At 39.6% G+C, this 21,213-nt stretch carries 16 protein-coding genes; all 16 read left to right on the forward strand.

Features of this window, described 5'->3' with window-relative positions:
* Window positions 1–95: 95 nt before the first annotated feature.
* The 16 genes from FFU37_RS17115 to asd all read left to right on the forward strand — a co-directional run bounded on the left by FFU37_RS17115 (window position 96) and on the right by asd (window position 21,156).
* Window positions 96–608 (forward strand): YcgN family cysteine cluster protein, encoded by a 513-nt coding sequence (locus tag FFU37_RS17115; protein ID WP_004334734.1) that lies wholly within the window; start codon window positions 96–98, stop codon window positions 606–608.
* On the forward strand, window positions 608–1,120 hold the full coding sequence (locus FFU37_RS17120; RefSeq protein WP_024595017.1) for an RNA methyltransferase: 513 nt from the start codon (window positions 608–610) through the stop codon (window positions 1,118–1,120). Before FFU37_RS17115 ends, FFU37_RS17120 begins: the two co-directional genes overlap by 1 nt.
* 78 nt (window positions 1,121–1,198) lie before the next feature.
* A complete protein-coding gene (locus tag FFU37_RS17125; RefSeq protein WP_138490083.1) occupies window positions 1,199–2,089 on the forward strand; it encodes a substrate-binding periplasmic protein in 891 nt (296 codons plus the stop codon).
* Window positions 2,090–2,177: 88 nt separating this feature from the next.
* Complete coding sequence (locus tag FFU37_RS17130; protein ID WP_138490084.1) at window positions 2,178–3,434, forward strand: sugar MFS transporter; 1,257 nt, start codon at window positions 2,178–2,180, stop codon at window positions 3,432–3,434.
* Window positions 3,435–3,690: 256 nt separating this feature from the next.
* Entirely contained in the window at window positions 3,691–5,580 is a 1,890-nt protein-coding gene (locus FFU37_RS17135) for a methyl-accepting chemotaxis protein (RefSeq protein WP_138490085.1), read from the forward strand.
* A gap of 5 nt (window positions 5,581–5,585) precedes the next feature.
* Window positions 5,586–6,668, forward strand: coding sequence for a GGDEF domain-containing protein (locus FFU37_RS17140; protein WP_138490086.1), 1,083 nt, complete (start codon window positions 5,586–5,588; stop codon window positions 6,666–6,668).
* 13 nt (window positions 6,669–6,681) lie between these two features.
* Window positions 6,682–7,296 (forward strand): DsbA family protein, encoded by a 615-nt coding sequence (locus tag FFU37_RS17145; protein ID WP_138490087.1) that lies wholly within the window; start codon window positions 6,682–6,684, stop codon window positions 7,294–7,296.
* Between the two features lie 251 nt (window positions 7,297–7,547).
* Window positions 7,548–8,300: a DUF3450 domain-containing protein gene (locus FFU37_RS17150; protein ID WP_004334751.1), complete on the forward strand. Its 753-nt coding sequence runs from the start codon at window positions 7,548–7,550 to the stop codon at window positions 8,298–8,300.
* 10 nt (window positions 8,301–8,310) lie between these two features.
* On the forward strand, window positions 8,311–9,678 hold the full coding sequence (locus tag FFU37_RS17155; RefSeq protein WP_004334754.1) for a MotA/TolQ/ExbB proton channel family protein: 1,368 nt from the start codon (window positions 8,311–8,313) through the stop codon (window positions 9,676–9,678).
* A 3-nt stretch (window positions 9,679–9,681) separates the two neighbouring features.
* Window positions 9,682–10,209 carry a MotA/TolQ/ExbB proton channel family protein gene (locus tag FFU37_RS17160; RefSeq protein ID WP_010552929.1) on the forward strand — a complete coding sequence of 176 codons (528 nt, stop codon included), beginning with the start codon at window positions 9,682–9,684 and terminating at the stop codon, window positions 10,207–10,209.
* Between the two features lie 53 nt (window positions 10,210–10,262).
* Complete coding sequence (locus FFU37_RS17165) at window positions 10,263–10,676, forward strand: ExbD/TolR family protein (protein WP_004334764.1); 414 nt, start codon at window positions 10,263–10,265, stop codon at window positions 10,674–10,676.
* 12 nt (window positions 10,677–10,688) lie between these two features.
* Window positions 10,689–11,294 (forward strand): energy transducer TonB, encoded by a 606-nt coding sequence (locus FFU37_RS17170; protein WP_024597386.1) that lies wholly within the window; start codon window positions 10,689–10,691, stop codon window positions 11,292–11,294.
* A gap of 44 nt (window positions 11,295–11,338) precedes the next feature.
* The gene (locus tag FFU37_RS17175; protein WP_138490088.1) at window positions 11,339–12,667 is read left to right on the forward strand and encodes a tetratricopeptide repeat protein; all 1,329 of its coding nucleotides are present in this window, start codon (window positions 11,339–11,341) and stop codon (window positions 12,665–12,667) included.
* Window positions 12,668–12,963: 296 nt separating this feature from the next.
* Window positions 12,964–17,052 carry a beta-helix domain-containing protein gene (locus FFU37_RS17180; protein WP_138490089.1) on the forward strand — a complete coding sequence of 1,363 codons (4,089 nt, stop codon included), beginning with the start codon at window positions 12,964–12,966 and terminating at the stop codon, window positions 17,050–17,052.
* 64 nt (window positions 17,053–17,116) lie between these two features.
* Complete coding sequence (locus FFU37_RS17185; RefSeq protein WP_138490090.1) at window positions 17,117–19,813, forward strand: TonB-dependent receptor domain-containing protein; 2,697 nt, start codon at window positions 17,117–17,119, stop codon at window positions 19,811–19,813.
* A 203-nt stretch (window positions 19,814–20,016) separates the two neighbouring features.
* The gene (asd, locus tag FFU37_RS17190) at window positions 20,017–21,156 is read left to right on the forward strand and encodes an aspartate-semialdehyde dehydrogenase (protein ID WP_138490091.1); all 1,140 of its coding nucleotides are present in this window, start codon (window positions 20,017–20,019) and stop codon (window positions 21,154–21,156) included.
* Window positions 21,157–21,213 lie beyond the last annotated feature (57 nt).

Raw genomic sequence — 21,213 nt, forward strand, 5'->3', positions numbered from 1 at the left:
TGTAGCGCAAAGCCAGTACTTTGAAAGGGTATTGGCTTTGCGCCATTTACAGCAATACGGTAGAATGCGCGCTCTTTAGGGGGCACGAGTAAACTATGTTTGATCAACAATTAGCAAATACACAATTTTGGCTTAAAAAAAGCTTAAGCGACATGAGTCAAAACGAATGGGAAGCCATTTGTGATGGATGCGGAAAATGTTGTTTAAATACGTTTATTGATAGCGAAGATGAAGACGAATTTACCGCCACCGATCAGTTACGCGAAGGTGAGCAATTAATATTTACTAATATTGTATGTCAGTATCTTGATAACAACACCTGTGGTTGTAGCGAATATGAAAACCGCCAAACGCTTGTTCCTTCTTGTGTAAAACTCACAAAAGAAAACCTTAAAGACATCTTTTTTATGCCACAAAGCTGCAGTTACCGTCGTTTACATGAAGGTCGTGGTTTGGCTTCTTGGCATCCGTTATTAAATAATGGTGATAAAACAAAGATGCATGAGCTAGGTATTTCTGTAAAAGACAAAACAGTAAAAGATTGCGATGTAAAGCTCGACGACTTTGATTTGTACATTGCAGAATGGCCAACAAAGGACGTAGATTAATGAGTAAACAACAAGCCGTAATTGGTTTAATCAATCCTAAAAGCCCGACTAATGTTGGCGGTGTATTGCGAGCAGCTGGCTGTTATGACGCTAAACAAGTTTTTTTTACAGGCAATCGCTACTTAAATGCCAAAAAATTCCATACAGATACAAAAAATGTAGTGGAGCGTATTCCTTTAACCGAAACAGATAACTTAGAAGCAATAAAGCCACAAGGCGCAACGGTTGTGGTTATTGAGCTTATTGAAGGTGCAACACCTTTACCTGAGTTTAAACATCCTGAAAATGCATTTTATGTATTTGGCCCCGAAGATGGTTCTGTATCAAAAGACGTCTTAAAGTGGTGCGATGAGGTTGTTTATATTCCAACTATTGGCTGTATGAACTTAGCGGCTACCTGTAATGTAGTTTTGTATGACCGCTTGGCTAAATTAGGCGGCGTTGAGAGTAGTGACGATACTATTATTAGCTCTCGTGATACAAACAATAAAATGAGGTGGCAAAAAAGCTGATTAGTTAAGGTTTATTTGTGCAAAAGTGATAGTAGTAGCTAAACTTAAAAACACTATTAATCACAAATAGATACTAAAATGCGCTGGTTTTATTTTATATTATTGCTAACAACTAGTAATAGTTTTGCTGAAACATCGGTTGAGTATTTTCAAAATGGTACTCAACACACCTTAACTGGGCATTCCCATAAATCGGGGGTGCTCTATGAAGCTAAAAACTCCAAACAAACACTTCATCTAGCCACACTCGATTGGCCTCCCTATATTGGTAAAAATTTATGTAATAAAGGCTGGGTTTATCAATTTTCAATTGCCTTGTTAAATAGTAAGGGCTACAGCGTATATATTGAATTTTTGCCTTGGGCAAGAGCGGTACGAAATGTAGAACTAGGCAGGGCTGACATACTAATGCCTGAATACTTTATAGAAGATACAGCTCCCTCCGATTATGTTGATGGTAAAACACGTCGAGAATTGCTCGGTTTATCTAATTCGTTTAAGGGTGGCGAAATTGCTTTTTTAAAAAGGAAAGGCGATACAGACCGTTTCACAGGAAACTTAAAATCACTTAAAGGGCAAAAGATTGGTGTTGTTCGAGGGTATCAAAATACGCCAGAGTTTGATGCCATGATGGACAATGGCGAGTTTGAAGTTATCACCTCTGTTGATGATTTACAGCTTGTTAAGCTACTGACTGCTAAACGTGTTGATTTGGTTATAGGCGATCCTCAAGCATTGAAATCATCTGTGGCTTACTCCTCTTTAACTAAACCTGAAAAACAGTCTTTGCTTTCTTCCATTGAGAAAGAAAGCATTCCTTTGCAATATAACTCGTTATATTTTGCCATTAGTAAGCGTGCGCATAATTGGCTTTTAGTATTAGAGGATATAAACGAAGGGCTTTATCAGTTTAATAACAGTGGCGAAATTGACCGAATTATTAGTGCGACCAACACGCAATGTGAATAACGTTACTGGAACGTTCCATAAGTGCGCTGACTAATTTATATTTAAACATGTAAAATCGTTTTCAACTTGTTAATGGAGTGAAAACGACGTGAGTGAAATAAATACAAACCAATCATTCGCGGTCAACGAACAGCCAAATAAAAATTATCTGTTTCCACTGACTGCAATGACGACCCTATTTTTTTTATGGGGTTTTATTACTGTTTTAAACGATGTACTAATACCACGCTTAAAAGGCGTATTTGATTTGAGCTTTTTTGAAGCGATGCTAGTACAGTTTTGCTTTTTTGGGGCTTACTTTATTGTTTCTATTCCTGCGGGGCTTTTAGTTAAGCAATTTGGTTACAAAAAAGGGATTTTAACTGGTTTAATTGTGGCTTCAATGGGGTGTATGTTGTTTTACCCTGCTGTTGTAGTACATGAATATTGGCTATTTTTAGGCGCTTTATTTGTACTTGCTGCAGGCGTAACAGTACTTCAGGTTTCTGCCAATCCTTATGTTGCTGCTCTTGGCAGCGAAAAAACAGCTTCTTCTCGTCTAAATTTAGCACAAGCACTTAATGCGCTTGGTACTACCGTTGGGCCTTATGTTGGTGGTTTATTATTTTTCGGTACGGCAGGTAGTTTAGCCGCATCGGCAGCAACTGCTGAATCTGTAAAAGTGCCTTATTTAATGCTTGCGGGCGCTTTATTACTTATCGCTATTGTATTTGCCTTTATAAAGCTTCCAGAAATTGAAGCCCACAAAGAGGAAAATAATACAGCAATTGAATCTCGTTCGTTATTGCAAGCACCGCACTTAACTATGGGTGTACTTGCTATATTTTGCTACGTAGGCGGGGAAGTTGCCATTGGCAGCTTTTTAGTTAACTACTTTGGTGAGGCGCACATAGCAGGGCTTGAAGAGCATACTGCGGCCGCACTTATTAGTTATTACTGGGGCGGGGCAATGGTAGGGCGTTTTATAGGCTCTGTATTATTACAAAAGATTGCACCTTCTAAAGCTATAGCGTTTAATGCATTTAGTATTATTGCGCTATTATTGATCACTATTTTTACTCAAGGTGACGTAGCTTTATACTCAGTATTGGCTATTGGTTTATTTAACTCAATTATGTTCCCGACTATATTTTCAGTTGCAATCGAGCGACTAGGATCATTGACGAGCAAAGGTTCTGGCTGGTTATGTTTAGCAATTGTTGGTGGTGCACTTGTACCATTACTGCAAGGGTTTATAGCTGATACAGTAAATATACAGCAAAGCTTTTTTGTTCCAATGTTATGTTATGTATTTATTGCATGGTACGGTTTAAATGTTGTTCGCTTAGCAAATAAGTGGAAATAACAGACTATACAAGAGTGACTGAATACGTATTCAGTCACTTATAAAGCTACATTTAATGGGAACGTTCCACAAGCAATAAATCTAGTCATTAATTATTTTAATATTAGCCAGTTACCCACCAAAGCCTCTTGTTTTACAATCCTTTATTCTTATTTTTCATCAATAACCTAACTGTAAGTCTCTTTTACTAGGACATTTAGCTAAATTTTTGCTAAAACAGTAAGGCTAATAACGATAAATAATAAAAAGGATGTATATGCTTAACTCGTTGAAATTTACTTCCAAAGTGACTATTGCAGCCTCCTTAATTTTGGTTTTGGTGCTAGGGTTATTTACTTTTAATAACTACATTGCGATGCGCAAGCAAACCGAGCAGCAGTTAAGCCTGGTATTGCAACAAAATTCCGAATCTGTTTCACAAAATATAGCGAGTTGGTTAAATGCAAAGTTGGCGATTGTTATATCAATTGCTAAAACCCATAAAGCTAATGATTCTAAAGCACTCACCCTTTCACAATTAAATACAGCAGAGCTTGCTGGAAGCTTTAAAAATACGTATATAGGTAAATCCAGCGGCACGTTTATATTAAACGATCAATCAGTCGTTTTACCTCCAGATTTTGATGCGACTTCTCGCCCTTGGTATAAATTAGTCGAAAACAAATCAAATACCGCTTTTACAACTCCTTATATTGATGTAACCACTAACGAGCTTACAATTTCAGCGGTAGTACCCATACTCCAAAATGGTCAGTTTAGCGGCGTTGCAGGTGCCGATATTGATATGCAGACCGTGACAAAAATTATCAACGATATTGACTTTTTAGGACTCGGTTATGGTTTTTTACTCGATAATAAAGGCCAAGTGTTAAGCCATCCAAATGCTCAGTTAAACTTAAAAAATACATCTGACATCTTTGGCACCAATACGCCTTTACAAAGTGAGTTTACCCAGTACGAGATAAACGGAGAGTCTAAGCTTATTTCGTTTACAAAAATTAGTGGTATTGAAAACGTAGATTGGTACCTAGGTGTTGTTATAGACAAAGATAAAGCGTATGCCAGTGTCTCTAATTTTGGCCAAACCGCAGCTGTTTTTATGGTGATAGGAATTATCACTATTATAATTATGATGAAGCTTTTATTACGCTATTTAATGCAGCCAATGAATCGTTTAAACGATGCTATTAAAGATATAGCACAAGGTGAGGGTGATTTAACAAGGCGTTTAACCGTTGAAAACGACGATGAATTTGGCGATTTAAGCTATTCATTTAATATTTTCATCGAAAAAATTCAGCATTCAATAGAACAAGTAAAAGAGTCTACAAAGCAATTAGATACAGCTATTGAGAGCTTGGTATCACAAACACATTCTTCGCTGTCTATGTATGATGATCAAAGTAAACGAACCGATAGCGTTGCAGCAGCTATCAACCAGTTTTCTGCCACATCAATGGATATTTCAAGTAATGCAGAGAGTGCATCGCAGCTTGCTAAAAATGCAGATGAACATTCAACACAAAACCAAGAAGCATTAAGCCACAGTGTTGCAACTATCCACCAGCTCTCGGGTAATATGGAAAAAGCTCAGCAAACTATAAACAGTTTAAATACGCATACAGCCAGTATTGGCCAAGTGCTTGAAGTTATTAAAGGTGTAAGTGAGCAGACGAATTTATTGGCACTTAATGCCGCAATTGAGGCCGCTAGAGCAGGAGAGGCGGGACGCGGTTTTGCCGTTGTAGCAGATGAAGTTCGCCAATTAGCGCACCGCACTCAACAGTCAACGCAAGAGATTGAAGACACGGTTAGCCAGTTGCAAAAAGGCTCAAACCTTGCGGTAGAGCTTATGAAAACAAGCCTTGAAGGCAGTAAAAAAAGCGTGCAACAAGCCGATGCTGTTGGCAATTTAATGAGCCATGTTATACAAGCGATTCAACAAATTAACGATGCAAATCACTCTGTGGCCACTGCAACAGATGAGCAAAACCAAGTTGTTAAGTTATTAGATACAGATATTCAAACAATTAATTCGCTTTGTATACAAGGCAAGGCCAATTTAAATGACACGCTTGACGAATGTACCAAACTAAAACAACAGTTTAGTGCTTTAGAAAATATGGTTCAAAAGTTTAAAGTATAAAATTAATGACTAAAAAAAATGTGAATAAACCAAATTGGCTCAGTCTAATAAATATCGACAGTGTTTATAGCTCAGACATGCAACGCAAAGCGTTTTCTTTATTTACCATGATTGGGATTTCAATTGTGGTGATCGCAGTATTAGTGTTTTTTAATTATAAGCTTTATTCGCCACTACTGACCGCTTCATTAATTATCGTTAACATTACAAATATAAGCTGTTCTATCTATTTTATAAAAACGGGTAATCTGCAAGTTGTGGCATTAATAAGTATGAGCATTGTGTGCATGATGTTTGTTGCACTTGTTTATACCGGCGGTAAAGATAATACCGCGCTATATTGGCTAATGTTTTATCCTGTCGTAACGTTTGCATCTTTAGGGGTTAGATTAGGTGCTTGGTTAGGCTGTACCTTACTGTTTTCTTGTATTGTTATTTTATACGGCCCTGACTTTGGTCAAGTTAGCTATGGCAACGTAGAAAAAACACGTTTTATAGCGTCCTTTTCTATGGTGTTTTTATTCTCATTTATTGGTGAGTATTTTAGGCATAAAAGCCACATGGCTATTGCCGATATTACGCTAGAGCAAAAACAAGATGCTTATACTGACCCCCTTACTGGCATAGCAAATAGACGTTTTATTACCTCTCATTTTTTAAAGCTTGCTCAAACACGCCCAGAGCAGTACTTACCTTTTTCAATATTGTTAATTGATTTAGATAATTTTAAATCTTTAAACGATACGCATGGCCACGATTTTGGTGATACGGTATTGATAGAATTTACCAAACTTCTTGAGTCTCAATTTTTGGCAACTGCGTTAAAGGCCCGTTATGGCGGTGAGGAATTTGTTGTTATTTTACCGCAGCTCACTGCCTCTAGAGCCTCTGTAATTGCGAACAAATTTCGAGAAGCCGTGGCAGGTCATGTTATATTTACTGATGACAAGCAGCGTATTTCAATCACCTGTAGCATTGGTATTTCCCAAGTAAATAAAGTAAATGATTATGATGATTCATTAAAGCAAGCTGATGAAGCTCTTTATAGTGCAAAGGCTGCTGGTCGTAATAGTGTCGTCTCAAACTAGTTGAAGGATTAATATGTCTCAAAGTAAGTTAATATATGTCCATGACCCAATGTGTAGTTGGTGTTGGGGTTACTCACCAACCTGGCTTAAGCTAAAATCAGAGCTTGCTGGTAAAGTGGCAATAGAATATAAAGTAGGTGGCCTAGCACCCGATAGCCAAGACCCAATGCCACAAAATATGAAAGAGCTGCTTGAGGGGACTTGGCATAAAATTTCAGCTCAGTTAGGTACGCAATTTAATTATGATTTTTGGCGCAATTGCCAGCCAAGGCGTTCAACGTATCCCGCATGTAGAGCCGCTCTTATAGCGCGTAAAGCGGGTAAAGAAGCTCAAATGGTGGCTGCTATTCAACACGCTTATTACCTAAACGCACAAAACCCGTCTGATGAAAGTACATTAATTAGTTTGGCTGAAAAAATTGGCTTAAATAAAGATGAGTTTTCGGAGCAGCTAACATCAAGCGAGCTTAATGAGGAGCTCAAAGCGGAGTTATCCTTTGTTCGCACTTTACCAATTCAAGGTTTTCCCTCACTAGTGCTTATTAAAGATAATAAAGCTTACCCTATCGAAATAAATTATACCGATTGGCACTATTGCCTTAATCAAATTAATTCAATTTTGGATTAACCACCTTCTTGCATCTTCTTAATAGGGGGTATTTGGCCAGCAAGTACCCTTATTCGCGTTAAAACCTCCTCGTAAGTCTTAATTGTTACCATTGTCATAAAAGCGACTTTTTTGCGCAACATCCTTGTCATGTTTCATCTATAAACTCCTGCTCATTGAATTATTAAGTCATAAATTATTTATATAACAAAGTTTATGACCTAAAAAAACAAACTAGCAAATCCGCTAACTAACGAGTAAAGGTGTATGCGATGAAAGGCGTTAAACCATTAATCTTAGCTGGTATTGTGGCCGCAAGTGCAGCAGTACACGCAAACGATTTAGATAAGGTTATTGATAAAAGCAGTGAAATTAATAAATCAGCTGCGCAATCACAAACAAAAATAGACAAGATTGCAGATTCAATGCAAGGACGTTTACAGCAATTTAAAACCCTCAATAAAGAGATTGATGGTTTAGCTGTATACAACGCCCAGCTAACTAAACAATTAAATAATCAAATAGAAGAGATGGAATCTTTAAACCTGTCAATGGATCAGGTTTCTATTATTGAACGTCAAATTACGCCGCTAATGCTTAGAATGATTGAAGGTCTTGAGCAGTTTGTATCTTTAGATATTCCATTTTTAGCTGATGAGCGCACTAAGCGCGTTACGTCTTTAAAAGAAATGATGAATCGTGCTGATATTAACTCAAGTGAAAAATTTCGTCGTGTACTTGAAGCGTATCAAGTAGAAGTAGACTACGGGCGCACTATTGAAGCTTATACCGCACTTTTAAATGTGGATGACAAAGAGCGTGAAGTTGATTTTTTACGCATTGGCCGTTTAGAGCTTATTTACTTAACACGCGATGGCAAAAAAGCAGGTAGTTGGAATGCAGATACAAAATCATTTGAAGCATTACCAGACTCTACAATAAGCCAAATTAATAAAGGTTTACGCATTGCGCGTAAACAACTTGCCCCAGATATGTTAACTCTGCCAGTACATGCAGCAGAATAAGAGGTTGAAAATGAAATTGTTTACTCAAATGACAAAAATAGCTCTTTTTGCTGCAAGCCTAAGCATTACTGGTGCAAGTATAGCGGCAGAGCCAATGAACTTAGATTCATTACTTAAAACGCTCGAAAATGGTAAATCAGCTCAAAGCGAGCAAAATAAACAACGTGAACAAGAGTTTGCTGCTCGCCAAAACGAGCAAGTACAAACACTTAAAAATACCCAAGCAAAGCGCAATCAAATGCTGGTGGAATCTGAGCGTCTAGAAACGCAATTTGAAGAAAACGAAGTAAAACTTGCTAACTTAACAGACACGCTTTCTAAACGCATGGGTTCGCTTAAAGAGTTGTTTGGCGTTCTTCAGCAAGTTGCAGGGGATTCTAGTAATAAATTTGCGACATCAATAGTATCTGCTCAGATTGCTGGGCGCAGTACGTTTATGGATGACCTTGCTCAAAAAATGGGCTCAACTTCAAAACTTGCTTCAATAGAAGATATTGAAAAAGTATGGTTTGAATTACAACGCGAAATGACCGAGCAAGGTAAAGTAAGTCGTTTTAACGCAAGTGTTATTGTTGAAGGCGGTACTAAAGCACAGCAAGAAGTTGTGCGAGTCGGCGCATTTAACCTTATATCAAACGGTAAGTATTTAGAGTTTAACTCCTCGACTAATTCTTTGAGTGAATTAACTCGCCAACCTGTATCGCGCTTTACTGCAACAGCAGAAGAGCTACAAAGCACTAAAAGTGGCGTGGTGCAATTTGCACTTGACCCAACAGGCGGCTCTATTCTTGGTTTATTAGTACAAGCACCTGATACACAAGAGCGTGTTCATCAAGGTGGCACTGTTGGTTATGTGATTTTAGGCGTGGGTGTTATTGCACTCCTTATATCACTTGAGCGTTTTTTCTCACTATTGATTATGGGCGGTAAAATTCGTCGTCAGCTTAAAGATACAGTTGCACGTGATGACAATCCGCTTGGACGCGTAATGAAAGTAAAAGATCAATTTCCAAGTGTTTCACACGACACACTGGAGCTTAAATTAAGTGAAGCTATTTTACGTGAAATGCCAAAAGTGACGCGTAATTTAACACTTATCAAAATCATCTCTGTTGTTGCGCCGCTGTTAGGTTTACTAGGTACGGTAACCGGCATGATCAACACATTCCAAGCAATCACCTTATTTGGTACTGGGGATCCTAAGCTTATGGCGGGTGGTATTTCTCAAGCGCTAGTAACAACGGTATTGGGCTTAGTGGTCGCCATACCAACGGTATTTTTATACACCTTACTTAATACGCGCGCTAAAAATATCTTGTTAACTATTCAAGAGCAGAGCGCCGGTATTATTGCAGAGCGAAGCGAGAAGGGAGCATAAACCATGGTGCTATTGATTGACTCAATCAATGCTATCCGTGATTTTCTCGACACCGGTGGCCAAGTTCTCTTGGTCATCGGGGTGTTAATCTTCGCGATGTGGTTATTGATACTCGAGCGATTTATTTACTTTTTTAATGGTTTTAGAAGCTATAAACACGCTCTTAAAGCCAATTGGATTAACCGTGCAGAACGAGATAGCTGGAATGCAGAGCAAATACGCGAAGCGATGATATCGCGAGCTGGTATGCGCTTAAACACCAATCTTTCTTTAATTAACGTGATGGTTGCTTTGTGTCCACTACTTGGTTTGTTAGGCACGGTGACGGGTATGATAGAAGTGTTTGATGTAATGGCAATTACCGGCACAGGGAGTGCGCGTTCAATGGCATCGGGGGTATCTAAAGCAACTATCCCGACAATGGCAGGCATGGTAGGTGCGTTATCTGGGGTATTTGCCTCAACGTACTTACAACGAAAAGCTAAGCGCGAAGTAGAACTACTACAAGACAGCATGGTTTTAGACCATTAAGCAAAATTTTGATGAGCGGCTCTTATAAAGCCGCTCATCCTAGGAGAATAAAAATGAGAGCCCCGTTAGGAAACCTATTTCAAGAAGACGAAGCTGAAGAAATAAACATGACCCCAATGCTAGACGTTGTATTTATCATGCTTATTTTCTTTATTGTAACTGCCTCTTTTGTTAAAGAAGCCGGTATTGATGTAAACCGCCCAGAAGCAGCAACAGCGGTTAAAAAAGAGCGCGCTAATATTTTAGTGGCTATTTCTGATACAGGCGAGATTTGGATTAATAAACGTCAAATTGATGTACGCGCGGTACAAGCCAATATCGAGCGTTTAAAAGCAGAAAATCCACAAGGTAGCGTTGTGATTCAAGCAGATAAAAAAGCCACTACCGAAATGTTAATTAAGGTGATGGATGCCTCGCGCGCGGCGGGCGCATTTGATGTATCAATTGCCGCACAAGATGCGTCTTAAGGGCTAGTTATGTTGCGATATTTAGTTGCATTAGTGATAGCCGGTGTAGTGACCTTTATGTTGTTTTTAGGCATGCAGGCACTGATCACTGGCGGTGAAGGCGCTATGACGGATCCGGTAAAGGGTAACGTACTTGATTTTGTTCGCTTGAAAAAAGAAGAAACCGTACAAAAAAAAGAGCGTAAGCCACAAAAGCCACCAACACCAAAAGAGCCGCCACCACCAATGGAATCACCGCAAATGCAAAATAGTGATGCTACAGCAAATGCTAACAACTTTGACTTTGGTGCCAATGTAGATGCGGATGTAAATTTAGCCGGCGGGTTAGCACTTGAAACAAGTGATGGTGAATACTTACCGATTGTTAAGGTGGCCCCTGTTTATCCGCGCCGTGCGTTATCACGTGGCATAGAAGGCTACGTTATTGTTGAATTTACAGTAACAAAACAAGGTACTGTACGCGACCCACAAGTAGTAAAAGCAGAGCCTGAGTCACTCTTTGATAGAGCCGCGATGGATGCAGCCCTTAAATTTAAATATAAACCGCGCGTAGTAAACGGTGAAGCCGTTGAAGTTGCGGGTGTTCAGAACAAAATATCTTTCCAAATTAGCGGTTAATTAGTAATTAACCACGAGTAAACGGACAGAAATGCGAGGCGATTATGAAATTACTACCTACAGCTAAACTTTTAAAGTTAACACTATTTTGTACCGCTGCGATCAGTACAAGTATTGTTGCACCAAGTGCTCTAAGCCTAATTCCAGGGCTACATGTAGCTACGGCACATGCAGAGCAAGAACAAAAAACGAAACGTGTACCAGCACTGCGTGAAAAGGTTTATAGCCAGCTTGCTCGTGCCCAAAAGCTTGCAGACGATGGTGATGTTAAAGCAGGCCTTGAAGCGCTTGATAGCATTCAAGAGCGAGCTGCAAGCATGAACTCGTACGAAGTGGCAATGATGCATAACTTTTACGGGTTTATTTATTACAACGAAAACGACTTACCAAAAGCGATTGCCTCGTTTGAAAAAGTGGTAGCAGAGGAAGCCATTCCAGAGTCACTTCGTTTAAGCACTACATTTAGCTTGGCTCAACTGGCTATGGCTAATAGTGATTACACTAAAGTTATCTCTTTTTTAGATGACTGGGACAGTATTAACACCCAGCCTAAAACAGAAGGCTACTACTTGCTAAGGGCTCAAACATACTATCAGTTAAAAGATTATAAAAAAGGGCTTGAGTACATATCTCAAGTGATTGCTTTAAGCGACAGCGAAGGCAAAATCCCTAAAGAAAACTGGTTAGTACTACAGCGTGCAATGTATTACTCGCTTAATCAAACTGACAAAGTTGTTGAAGTGCTTGAGCGCATGGTAAAGCTTTATAATAAACCTGAGTATTGGGTGCAGTTATCGGGTATGTATGGTGAAACAGGTAGGGAGAAACAACAGTTAGCGGTAATTGAAGCGGCTTATCAGCAAGGGTTTTTAACCTCTAAATCTGATTTACGCCAATTAGCGCAAGTGTATTTATATAATGGTTTAGCGTTTAAAGCTGCAAAAGTGATGAGCGATGCCATTGATAAAGATATTGCTGAAAAAACAGCAAAAAACTACGCTTTTGTTGCCGAGGCGATGATCCAAGCTAAAGAAGATGAAAAATCTATTACCTACTTTGCAAAAGCTGCTGATTTATCTGAACACGGTAAATACGATCAACGTTTAGCCGAAGTATTTGTTAATACAGAGCAATATGAAGAAGCCGCCGATGCAGCGCGTAAAGCACTTGATAAAGGTGGCCTTGATTTTGAATCTAATGCATTTGTTGCCTTGGGTATGGCGCAGTACAACATGCAAAATTTTGATGCATCAATTTTAGCGTTTGAGCAGGCAGAAAAACATAAAAAATCTCAGCGTTTAGCACAGCAGTGGATCAAATATGTAAAGCGCGAAAAAGTGCATGCAGAAACACTTAGAACAGCTTTACTGTAAATATTAAAGCGCTTTACTAATTAACAAGTAACGCGTGTAAAACCAGTTCATAATCGCAATACTAAAACCGCCTCAGGGCGGTTTTTATCGTCTTTAAAAGCATCCAATTGTCTGATTTTAAATAAGTTACTTTTGTCATCTTATGGTTATTAAACTGTAACTACTTTGTCATAAGTCTCCCGTATTGTAACCGCAGCTAAACTCAAGTGACCTTAAAGCATTATTTAAGTGTTTTATGGTGACTTGAGTTTATTTGAGCACCTAAAAAATAATTAAATACTTTAACGGAGTGAACAATGAAATTATCTGACTTATTCAAAGTAAGTTTGATTGCAACTGCAGTATCTTTAGCTGGTTGTGGTGGAGACTTAGTAGTATCTGAAGGCGACACAACTATTAATGAAGGTGATACAGTAACTAACGTTATTGAAGGCGGTGACGATACAAGTGGTGAAACGTCATCACGTGATGATTCACAAAATGCTACCACTGGCTTTCCTACTGATATTGACAATGCACTAACTCAAGGTTTAGCAACTGATGTTTCTAGTGAGTTTACATCTATTACAGATAAGCCCGTTTATCGCTTAGCTGCAGATACTGTTTTCACTACTGATGTTTCGTTAACAAACGACGCACACTGGATCTTAAATGGCCGTACTGCGGTTGGTAATGATCGCGCAGATAACGCCAAGCTTTATATTCAGCAAGGTACAACGATTATTGGCGAAACAGGAGATGACTTCCTAGTTGTTCGTCGCGGTTCACAAATTGAATCGGTAGGGACTGTAAGTCAGCCCATTACAATGACCTCAATTCAAGATGTTACAGCTCAAGAAACAACGATTGGTCAGTGGGGCGGTTTAGTATTATTAGGTAACGCGCCAGCAAATTCTTGCGGCGACCAAGAAGGTGAAGCAACAGCTGATGAACTTGCTAATTGTGGTGTGTCGGCTGAAGGTGATGCAGGTCAGTTTGGTGGCGATATCAGTGATGATAATTCAGGTACTTTAAAGTATGTACTTGTTAAGCAAGCCGGTAAAACGTTAGGTAATGGTGATGAGTTAAATGGTATTACGTTTGCCGGTGTTGGCTCTGCAACTACGGTTGATTATATTCAAGTACATGAAAATCTTGATGATGGTATTGAGTTCTTTGGTGGCACAGTTAATGTAAGCAATGTTGTACTTACAAATATTGGCGACGATTCGCTAGATTGGTCTTTTGGTTGGACGGGCTCAGCTACAAACGTTTATATTCAGCAAGCGGCTAACGTAGGCGATAACGCTATCGAAGCTGATAACTCTGAATTTGATTCAAGTGCAACACCATTAACTTTACCTACTATTTCAAACGTTACAATTGTGGGTGCTGAGGGCAATAACGGCATTCGTTTACGTGCGGGTACTGCTGGGGTTCTTAAAAATGTATTTGTAACGGGCCCAGCTACTTATGAAAACTGCTTACGTGTAGGCTCTGATTCAGTACCTCGTGCAGAGGATGGCACACTTACGATTACAAACTCTATAGTTGCTTGTCAAACTGCAGCGAATAACTTTGGCAGCGAAGTTATTAACGGTGGCGATGTACAATCTTGGTTTGAAGGCCAAGACGCTAACCAAACACTTACCCCAGCTGATTTAATGCTAGATGACAACGGTTATACACCTCTTGCTGGCTCGCCACTTATTGCAAATACGCAAATTGGTGCTTTTGATGGCTCAACTAATTGGATGGAAGGTTGGACTGTTGGTATCAATGGTGGCTTCCCTACTGATATTGATAATGCGCTATCACAAGGTTTAGCCTCAGACGTATCTAGCGAATTTCCAGAAATTACAGATAAGCCAGTATATCGCTTAGCTGAAGATACAACGTTTACAGCGGATGTAACACTTACAAATGACGCACATTGGATTTTAAATGGCCGTACAGCAGTAGGTAATGACCGTGCAGACGCTACAACACTTTATGTTCAAGCCGGCACGACATTAATTGGTGAATCAGGTGATGACTTTTTAGTTGTTCGTCGTGGTTCGCAAATTAACGCAAATGGTAATGCAACTGCACCTATTACAATGACATCTATTGAAGATGTAACAGGCGCTGAAACAACAATTGGTCAATGGGGCGGTTTAGTACTTTTAGGTAATGCTCCTGCTAACTCGTGTGGCGATCAAACTGGCGAAACGACTGCTGAAGAACTTGCTAACTGTGGTGTATCTGCAGAAGGTGACGCTGGTCAGTTTGGTGGCGATATTAGCGATGATAACTCAGGTGTACTTCGTTATATTGTCGTTAAGCACGCAGGTAAAACTCTCGGTAACGGTGATGAGCTTAATGGTATTTCGTTTGCGGGTGTAGGCTCTGCAACAAAAGTAGAATATATCCAAGTTCATCAAAACCTTGATGATGGCGTTGAGTTTTTTGGTGGTACTGTAAATGTTCGTAACATAGTACTTACTGACATTGGTGATGATGCATTTGATTGGTCGTTTGGTTGGACAGGTCGTGCGCAAAATATTTATATTCAACAAAGTGCTGTTGGTGGTGATAACGCTATTGAAGCGGATAACTCAGAATTTGATTCAAATGCTACACCTTTAACAAAGCCACTAATTTCTAACGTAACAATTGTAGGTGCTGATGGTACTAACGGTGTTCGTTTACGTGCAGGTACAGCGGGCGTTCTACGTAATGTAGTAATTACAGGACCTGAAGGTTACTCAAACTGTTTACGTGTGGGTTCTGACTCTGTAGCAAATGCAGAATCTGGAGAGCTTTCTATTGAAAACTCAGTAGTGGCATGTAGTGAAGATAATAACTTTGGTAGTGAAGCAATTGGTGGTGGTAACGTTCAATCTTGGTTTGAAGGCCAAACAGGTAACCAAACGCTGACAGCTGCTGGCCTTAGTTTAGCAACCGATGGCTTTACACCTAAATCTAGCTCACCATTATTAGGTTCGGGTGTTGATTCGTCAGACCTTGATTCGTTCTTTACTAAAACAGATTATATTGGTGCGTTTAATGGCGATAATAACTGGATGGATGGTTGGACAGTCGCTATAACACCAAGTTTTCCTGATGATATTCAAAATGCCTTAGAGCAGGGTTTTGCTACTGATGTATCAGCAAGCTTTCCTGAAATAACAGACAAGCCAGTTTATCAGTTAACTTCTGATGTTGTATTCACTTCAGACGTAACATTAACTAACGATGCCCATTGGATTCTAAAAGGCCGTACAGCCGTAGGTAATGACCGCGCTGATGAAACGACTTTATATGTTCAATTTGGTACTACGCTTATTGGCGAGTCGGGTGATGACTTTTTAGTTGTTCGCCGTGGTTCTAAAATAGAGGCTGTGGGCAGTGCAACTCAGCCAATTACTATGACGTCTATTGAAGATGTTACTGGTGGCGAAACGACTATTGGTCAATGGGGCGGTTTAGTGCTTTTAGGTAATGCACCGGCTAACTCGTGTGGCGATCAAGAAGGCGAAGCTACCGCTGATGAGCTTGCAAACTGTGGTGTGTCTGCTGAAGGTGACGCTGGCCAATTTGGTGGTAATGACCCAGAAGATAACTCAGGTACTTTAAAATACGTGGCAGTTAAACAAGCAGGTAAAACGCTTGGTAACGGAGATGAGTTAAACGGCATTACGCTTGCTGGTGTTGGTAGTCAAACAGAGCTTGATTACATTCACGTTCATGAAAATCTGGACGATGGTGTTGAATTTTTCGGTGGTACTGCAAACATCAGTCACCTGGTTTTAACTAATATTGGTGATGACTCACTAGATTGGTCATTTGGTTGGACGGGTAAAGCGCAATACGTACTTATCAAGCAAGCTGACTCAACAGGTGATAATGCAATTGAGGCGGATAACTCTGAGTTTGATTCAAGTGCAACTCCACTCACAATGCCTACAATTTCTAATGTTACTATTATTGGTAATGTTGGGGTTAACGGTATACGTCTACGTGCAGGCACTGCGGGTATGCTTAAGAACGTGGTTGTGACAGGCGGGGCAGATTATTCAAATTGTTTACGTGTAGGTTCAGATTCAGCTCCTCGCGCAGAGGATGGTACATTAACTGTTACTCACTCAGTTGTTGCATGTGAAACAGCAAATAACTTTGGTACGCAAGCTATTGGTACTGGTAATGTTGAGTCTTGGTTCTTAGGCCAAACAGGTAACTCTGTGCAAGCAGCCACAGACCTTGGTTTAGCAGATAACGGATATATGCCTTCGGCTGAGTCATTACTGTTAGGTAATGGTTTTGATTCTTCAAGCCTAGATAGTTACTTTGATTCAGTAGATTACATTGGTGCAATGGATGCACAAACAGACTGGACAGCAGGTTGGGTTAAGGTAGGTCTTTAATCCAAACCACATTATAGCCGAGCGAAAGCTCGGCTAATGTCTTGTTTTGTTTCGGAGTATAAAAATGAAATCTTTTAAACCCTCTTCTCTTGTTCTTTGTAAACTAAATTGCGCAGTTATGGCTGCAATTATGGGGCTATCAGTAAACACAGCTATAGCAGCCGAAGCCGAAGAGCAAGAAATAGAAGAAGTTGTTGCTGTAGGGCAACGATTAAAAGGCAGTGCGGGTGCGGTACTGCAAGAGCGTCAAAATCAGGCATTTGTTGCTGATATTATGGGGGCTGATCAAATATCACGCACAGGTGATGGCGATGCAGCTTCAGCGCTTCGTCGTGTGACTGGTTTAACCTTAGTCGATGGTAAATATATTTATGTTCGTGGTTTGGGTGAGCGTTATTCAAGTACCCAACTTAATAGCATGTATGTTCCAAGCCCAGATCCCACTCGATCAGTTGTTCCACTGGATTTATTTCCATCGGATATTATTGAAAGCTTAAGTGTGCAGAAATCGTTTTCTCCTGATATGCCAGCGCACTTTGGTGGTGGTAATGTAAATATACGCACCAAATCTATTCCTTCTGATTTTTTGTTTAAAATACAGTTAGGTACTTCATATAACACCTCTAACAGTGACACCGGTTATTTTTACAGTGGTGGTGATGATGATTGGATGGGGCGCGATGATGGTACACGTGCTTTACCTTCATTAATTTCTACAGCGCTTAAAAGTGATGCAGGACTTGAAGGTGACAGCAGTACTACGCTTGAGCAGCGCCAAGCGCTCCTACAATCTCTAGATTGGCAAGTTGGGCCTACTGAGAAAGACGTTGATCCAGGCATGAACTTTTCAGTAGCACTAGGTGATAGGTTTGAGTCTGAAGTAGGTACTTTTGGCGTGCTTGCAGCTGTTTCCTATGACAATGAATGGGAAGTAGTTAAAGAGCAAAGCGGTACAAATTTAGGTAGTTTGGGCTGCGAAGATAAATGTTTTGCACAAACTTATGATGGCATATCTACTGAACAAACCGTTCGTTGGAGTGGCACATTAAATTTAGGTTATGAATTTAATAATAACCATAAATTTGAACTAACGAATATAGCGCTTCATGATATGAGTGACAGAGTGCGTAATCGTGACTTTTTCGATGCTAACGAGTCAGAAGAAGGTGTTACTGAGTTACGCCGTGTTGACGTTATGTATGAAGAGCGTGAAATGTTTTCTACGCAGCTCAAAGGGACGCATAATTTTCCTGAATTAGAAAATTTATTTTTTGATTGGTATGCAGGTACAAGCCGTGCCAACAGAGATGCTCCAGGTGCATTAGATGTTGTTTTTCAAACTAACTTAAATGATGGTGTGTTTGAATCAGAGCAGTTACAAGATGTTGCTGCTACTAACGTAACGCGTGATTATCAAACTTTGCATGATGACGTAGATACATATGGTTGGAATATGGGCATCCCGTTTTATGGTGATGGCTATGAGTTAGAGCTTAAGGTGGGTGGCGATTTTTCTGAAAAAAAACGTGATGCAAGTAATATTCAATTTGGTATTACGCACCGTGGTATAACAGATGAATATACATTTGGCTCAAACATAGACCAAATTTTTTCTGACGAAAATTTAGCTAATAGTGAGTTTTATACAAGTATTACAGGCTCTGGTATTTTTGATGATGGTACCGCAGATGGTGATAAGTACAGCGCTGCACATAAGTTAGACGCTTATTATTTTATGGCCGACTTTTTCTACGAAAACACATGGCGTATAACCGGTGGTATTCGTTGGGAAGACTTTTCTCAAATATCAGTGCCTTTTCAGGCTCATACTAATTTCTTTGATGGAACAATTGAAGAAGTGAGCGAAGTTGCAATAAAAGAAGATAACTTTTTTCCTTCTTTAGCAATTACTTATATTATGGATGAAGAAATGCAGTTTCGCTTAAACTTAAGTGAAACGACGATTCGCCCAGATATGCGTGATGTAAGCTCAACTTATTATGTTGACCCACTAACAGAGTTTTTAGTGCGAGGCTCGCCTACACTTCAAAGCTCTAAGCTAAAAAATGCTGACTTTAGGTTTGAGTGGTACATGCCTTCAGGAAACAATCTATCAGTTGCACTGTTTTATAAAGATATTGAAAACCCAATTGAAATGGTTGAGTTAGCGGGTGTTGGTGGAGCTGCTCCGCAATTACTAACAGCAAATGCGCAGTCGGGTGAACTAACAGGTATTGAGGTAGACTTTTTAACTGACTTTAGTTTTATTCATAATGATTTATCTGCCATATTTTTATCAGGTAACGTTACTCTATCGGATTCAAGTGTTGAGCTTGGCATAAACGATGCTGATGGGGTTGATTCATTATTTGAACAACAACTAAAAGAGGCGCTTGAAGCTGACTCTGTTTCTAACATTGTTACTAATAATAAACGTCGTTTAGTTGGTCATTCTGAATGGGTAGCAAACTTACAAATGGGTTATGACTCTGCTGATGGTTTTCATTCTACCTCAGTTGTTTATAACGTGTTTGGGCCGCGCATAATCGTACCAGGTACGCGTGGTAACGAAGACGCAGAAGAAAAGTCATTTCATTCTCTTGATTTAGTTTATTCTTACTTCCCTAACTTTAATACTAAAGTTAATTTTAAAGTTAAAAATATACTTGGCCAAGAAAAAGAAATTGAACAAGAAAACTTAACACTTTGGCGTCAAGAAGAAGGCACTGAGTTTAGTTTAAGCTTTAGCTACGAGTTTTAATTTTCTACCCAAGGAAGGGGGATATAATAAAACCTAATTACCTATTAGCCCTGTATTTAATACAGGGCTTTTTTATGACTATGAAAAATATTTAAGTTCTACTTTATTCACTAGTTTTAGCGCGCTGGTGGTGTTATTTTGACGTTAATGAAAATTAAATCTCACGCAATGAATTTAATTTTTAATGTATTAAGGCATCTTTTATGAATCAAACAGTGGAACAAACAATGAAAAAAGTAGGATTAGTCGGTTGGCGTGGCATGGTTGGCTCTGTGTTATTAGAACGTATGCAGCAGCAAAGTGATTTTGCCCATATCGACACCACCTTTTTCACCACCTCACAAGCGGGTCAACTAGGCCCTGATATAGCAGGCGACGCAAAACCATTGCTAGATGCAAGTGACATTAGCGAAATTGCTAAAATGGATATTATTGTTACTTGCCAAGGCGGTGACTACACCAATGCGGTATATCCAAAATTACGCGAGTCGGGTTGGGATGGTTACTGGATTGATGCAGCTTCAGCACTGCGTATGAGTGAGGACAGCATAATAGTGCTAGATCCCGTAAACAAAGATGTTATTGAACAAGGCTTAGAGCAAGGCGTTAAAACGTTTGTTGGCGGTAACTGTACAGTATCGCTAATGCTACTTGCATTAGGCGGTTTATTTGAGCAAGACCTAATTGAATGGGTAAGCCCAATGACTTACCAAGCAGCCTCTGGTGCTGGTGCACGAAATATGAAAGAGCTTATTGCACAAATGGGCGCTATTCATGCAAGTGTTGCCGAGCAATTAGATAACCCAAGCTCTGCTATTTTAGAAATTGATAAAATAGTCAGTGAAACAATGGCTTCAAAATACTTACCACAAGACCAATTTGGTGTGCCATTAGCGGGCAGTTTAATCCCGTGGATTGACGTACCTATGCCAAGCGGTCAGTCTAAAGAAGAGTGGAAAGCGCAAGTAGAAGCCAACAAAATTTTAGGCTCTTCTAAGCAACCAGTGCCAATTGATGGTTTATGTGTTCGTATTGGCGCTATGCGTTGTCATTCGCAAGCGATGACCATTAAATTACGTGAAGATATTAGCGTAGAAAAAATTGAAGAAATTTTAGCGTCTCATAATGAGTGGGTTAAGGTAATTCCAAACGAGCGTGAAATTAGTGCCACAGATTTAACACCGGTTAAAGTAACGGGCACTTTAAGCATTCCTGTTGGGCGTATTCGTAAATTAGCGATGGGACCAAAATACATTAGCGCATTTACAGTAGGCGATCAGCTTTTATGGGGCGCGGCAGAGCCACTTCGTCGTATGCTACGCATAATTGTTGATGGTGAGTAATACTAATTCGCAATACTTAATCAATTTGAGGGGTTAAATCTGACGTTAACTACGTTA

It is taken from the genome of Pseudoalteromonas distincta (genome assembly GCF_005877035.1).
Classification (GTDB): domain Bacteria; phylum Pseudomonadota; class Gammaproteobacteria; order Enterobacterales; family Alteromonadaceae; genus Pseudoalteromonas; species Pseudoalteromonas distincta.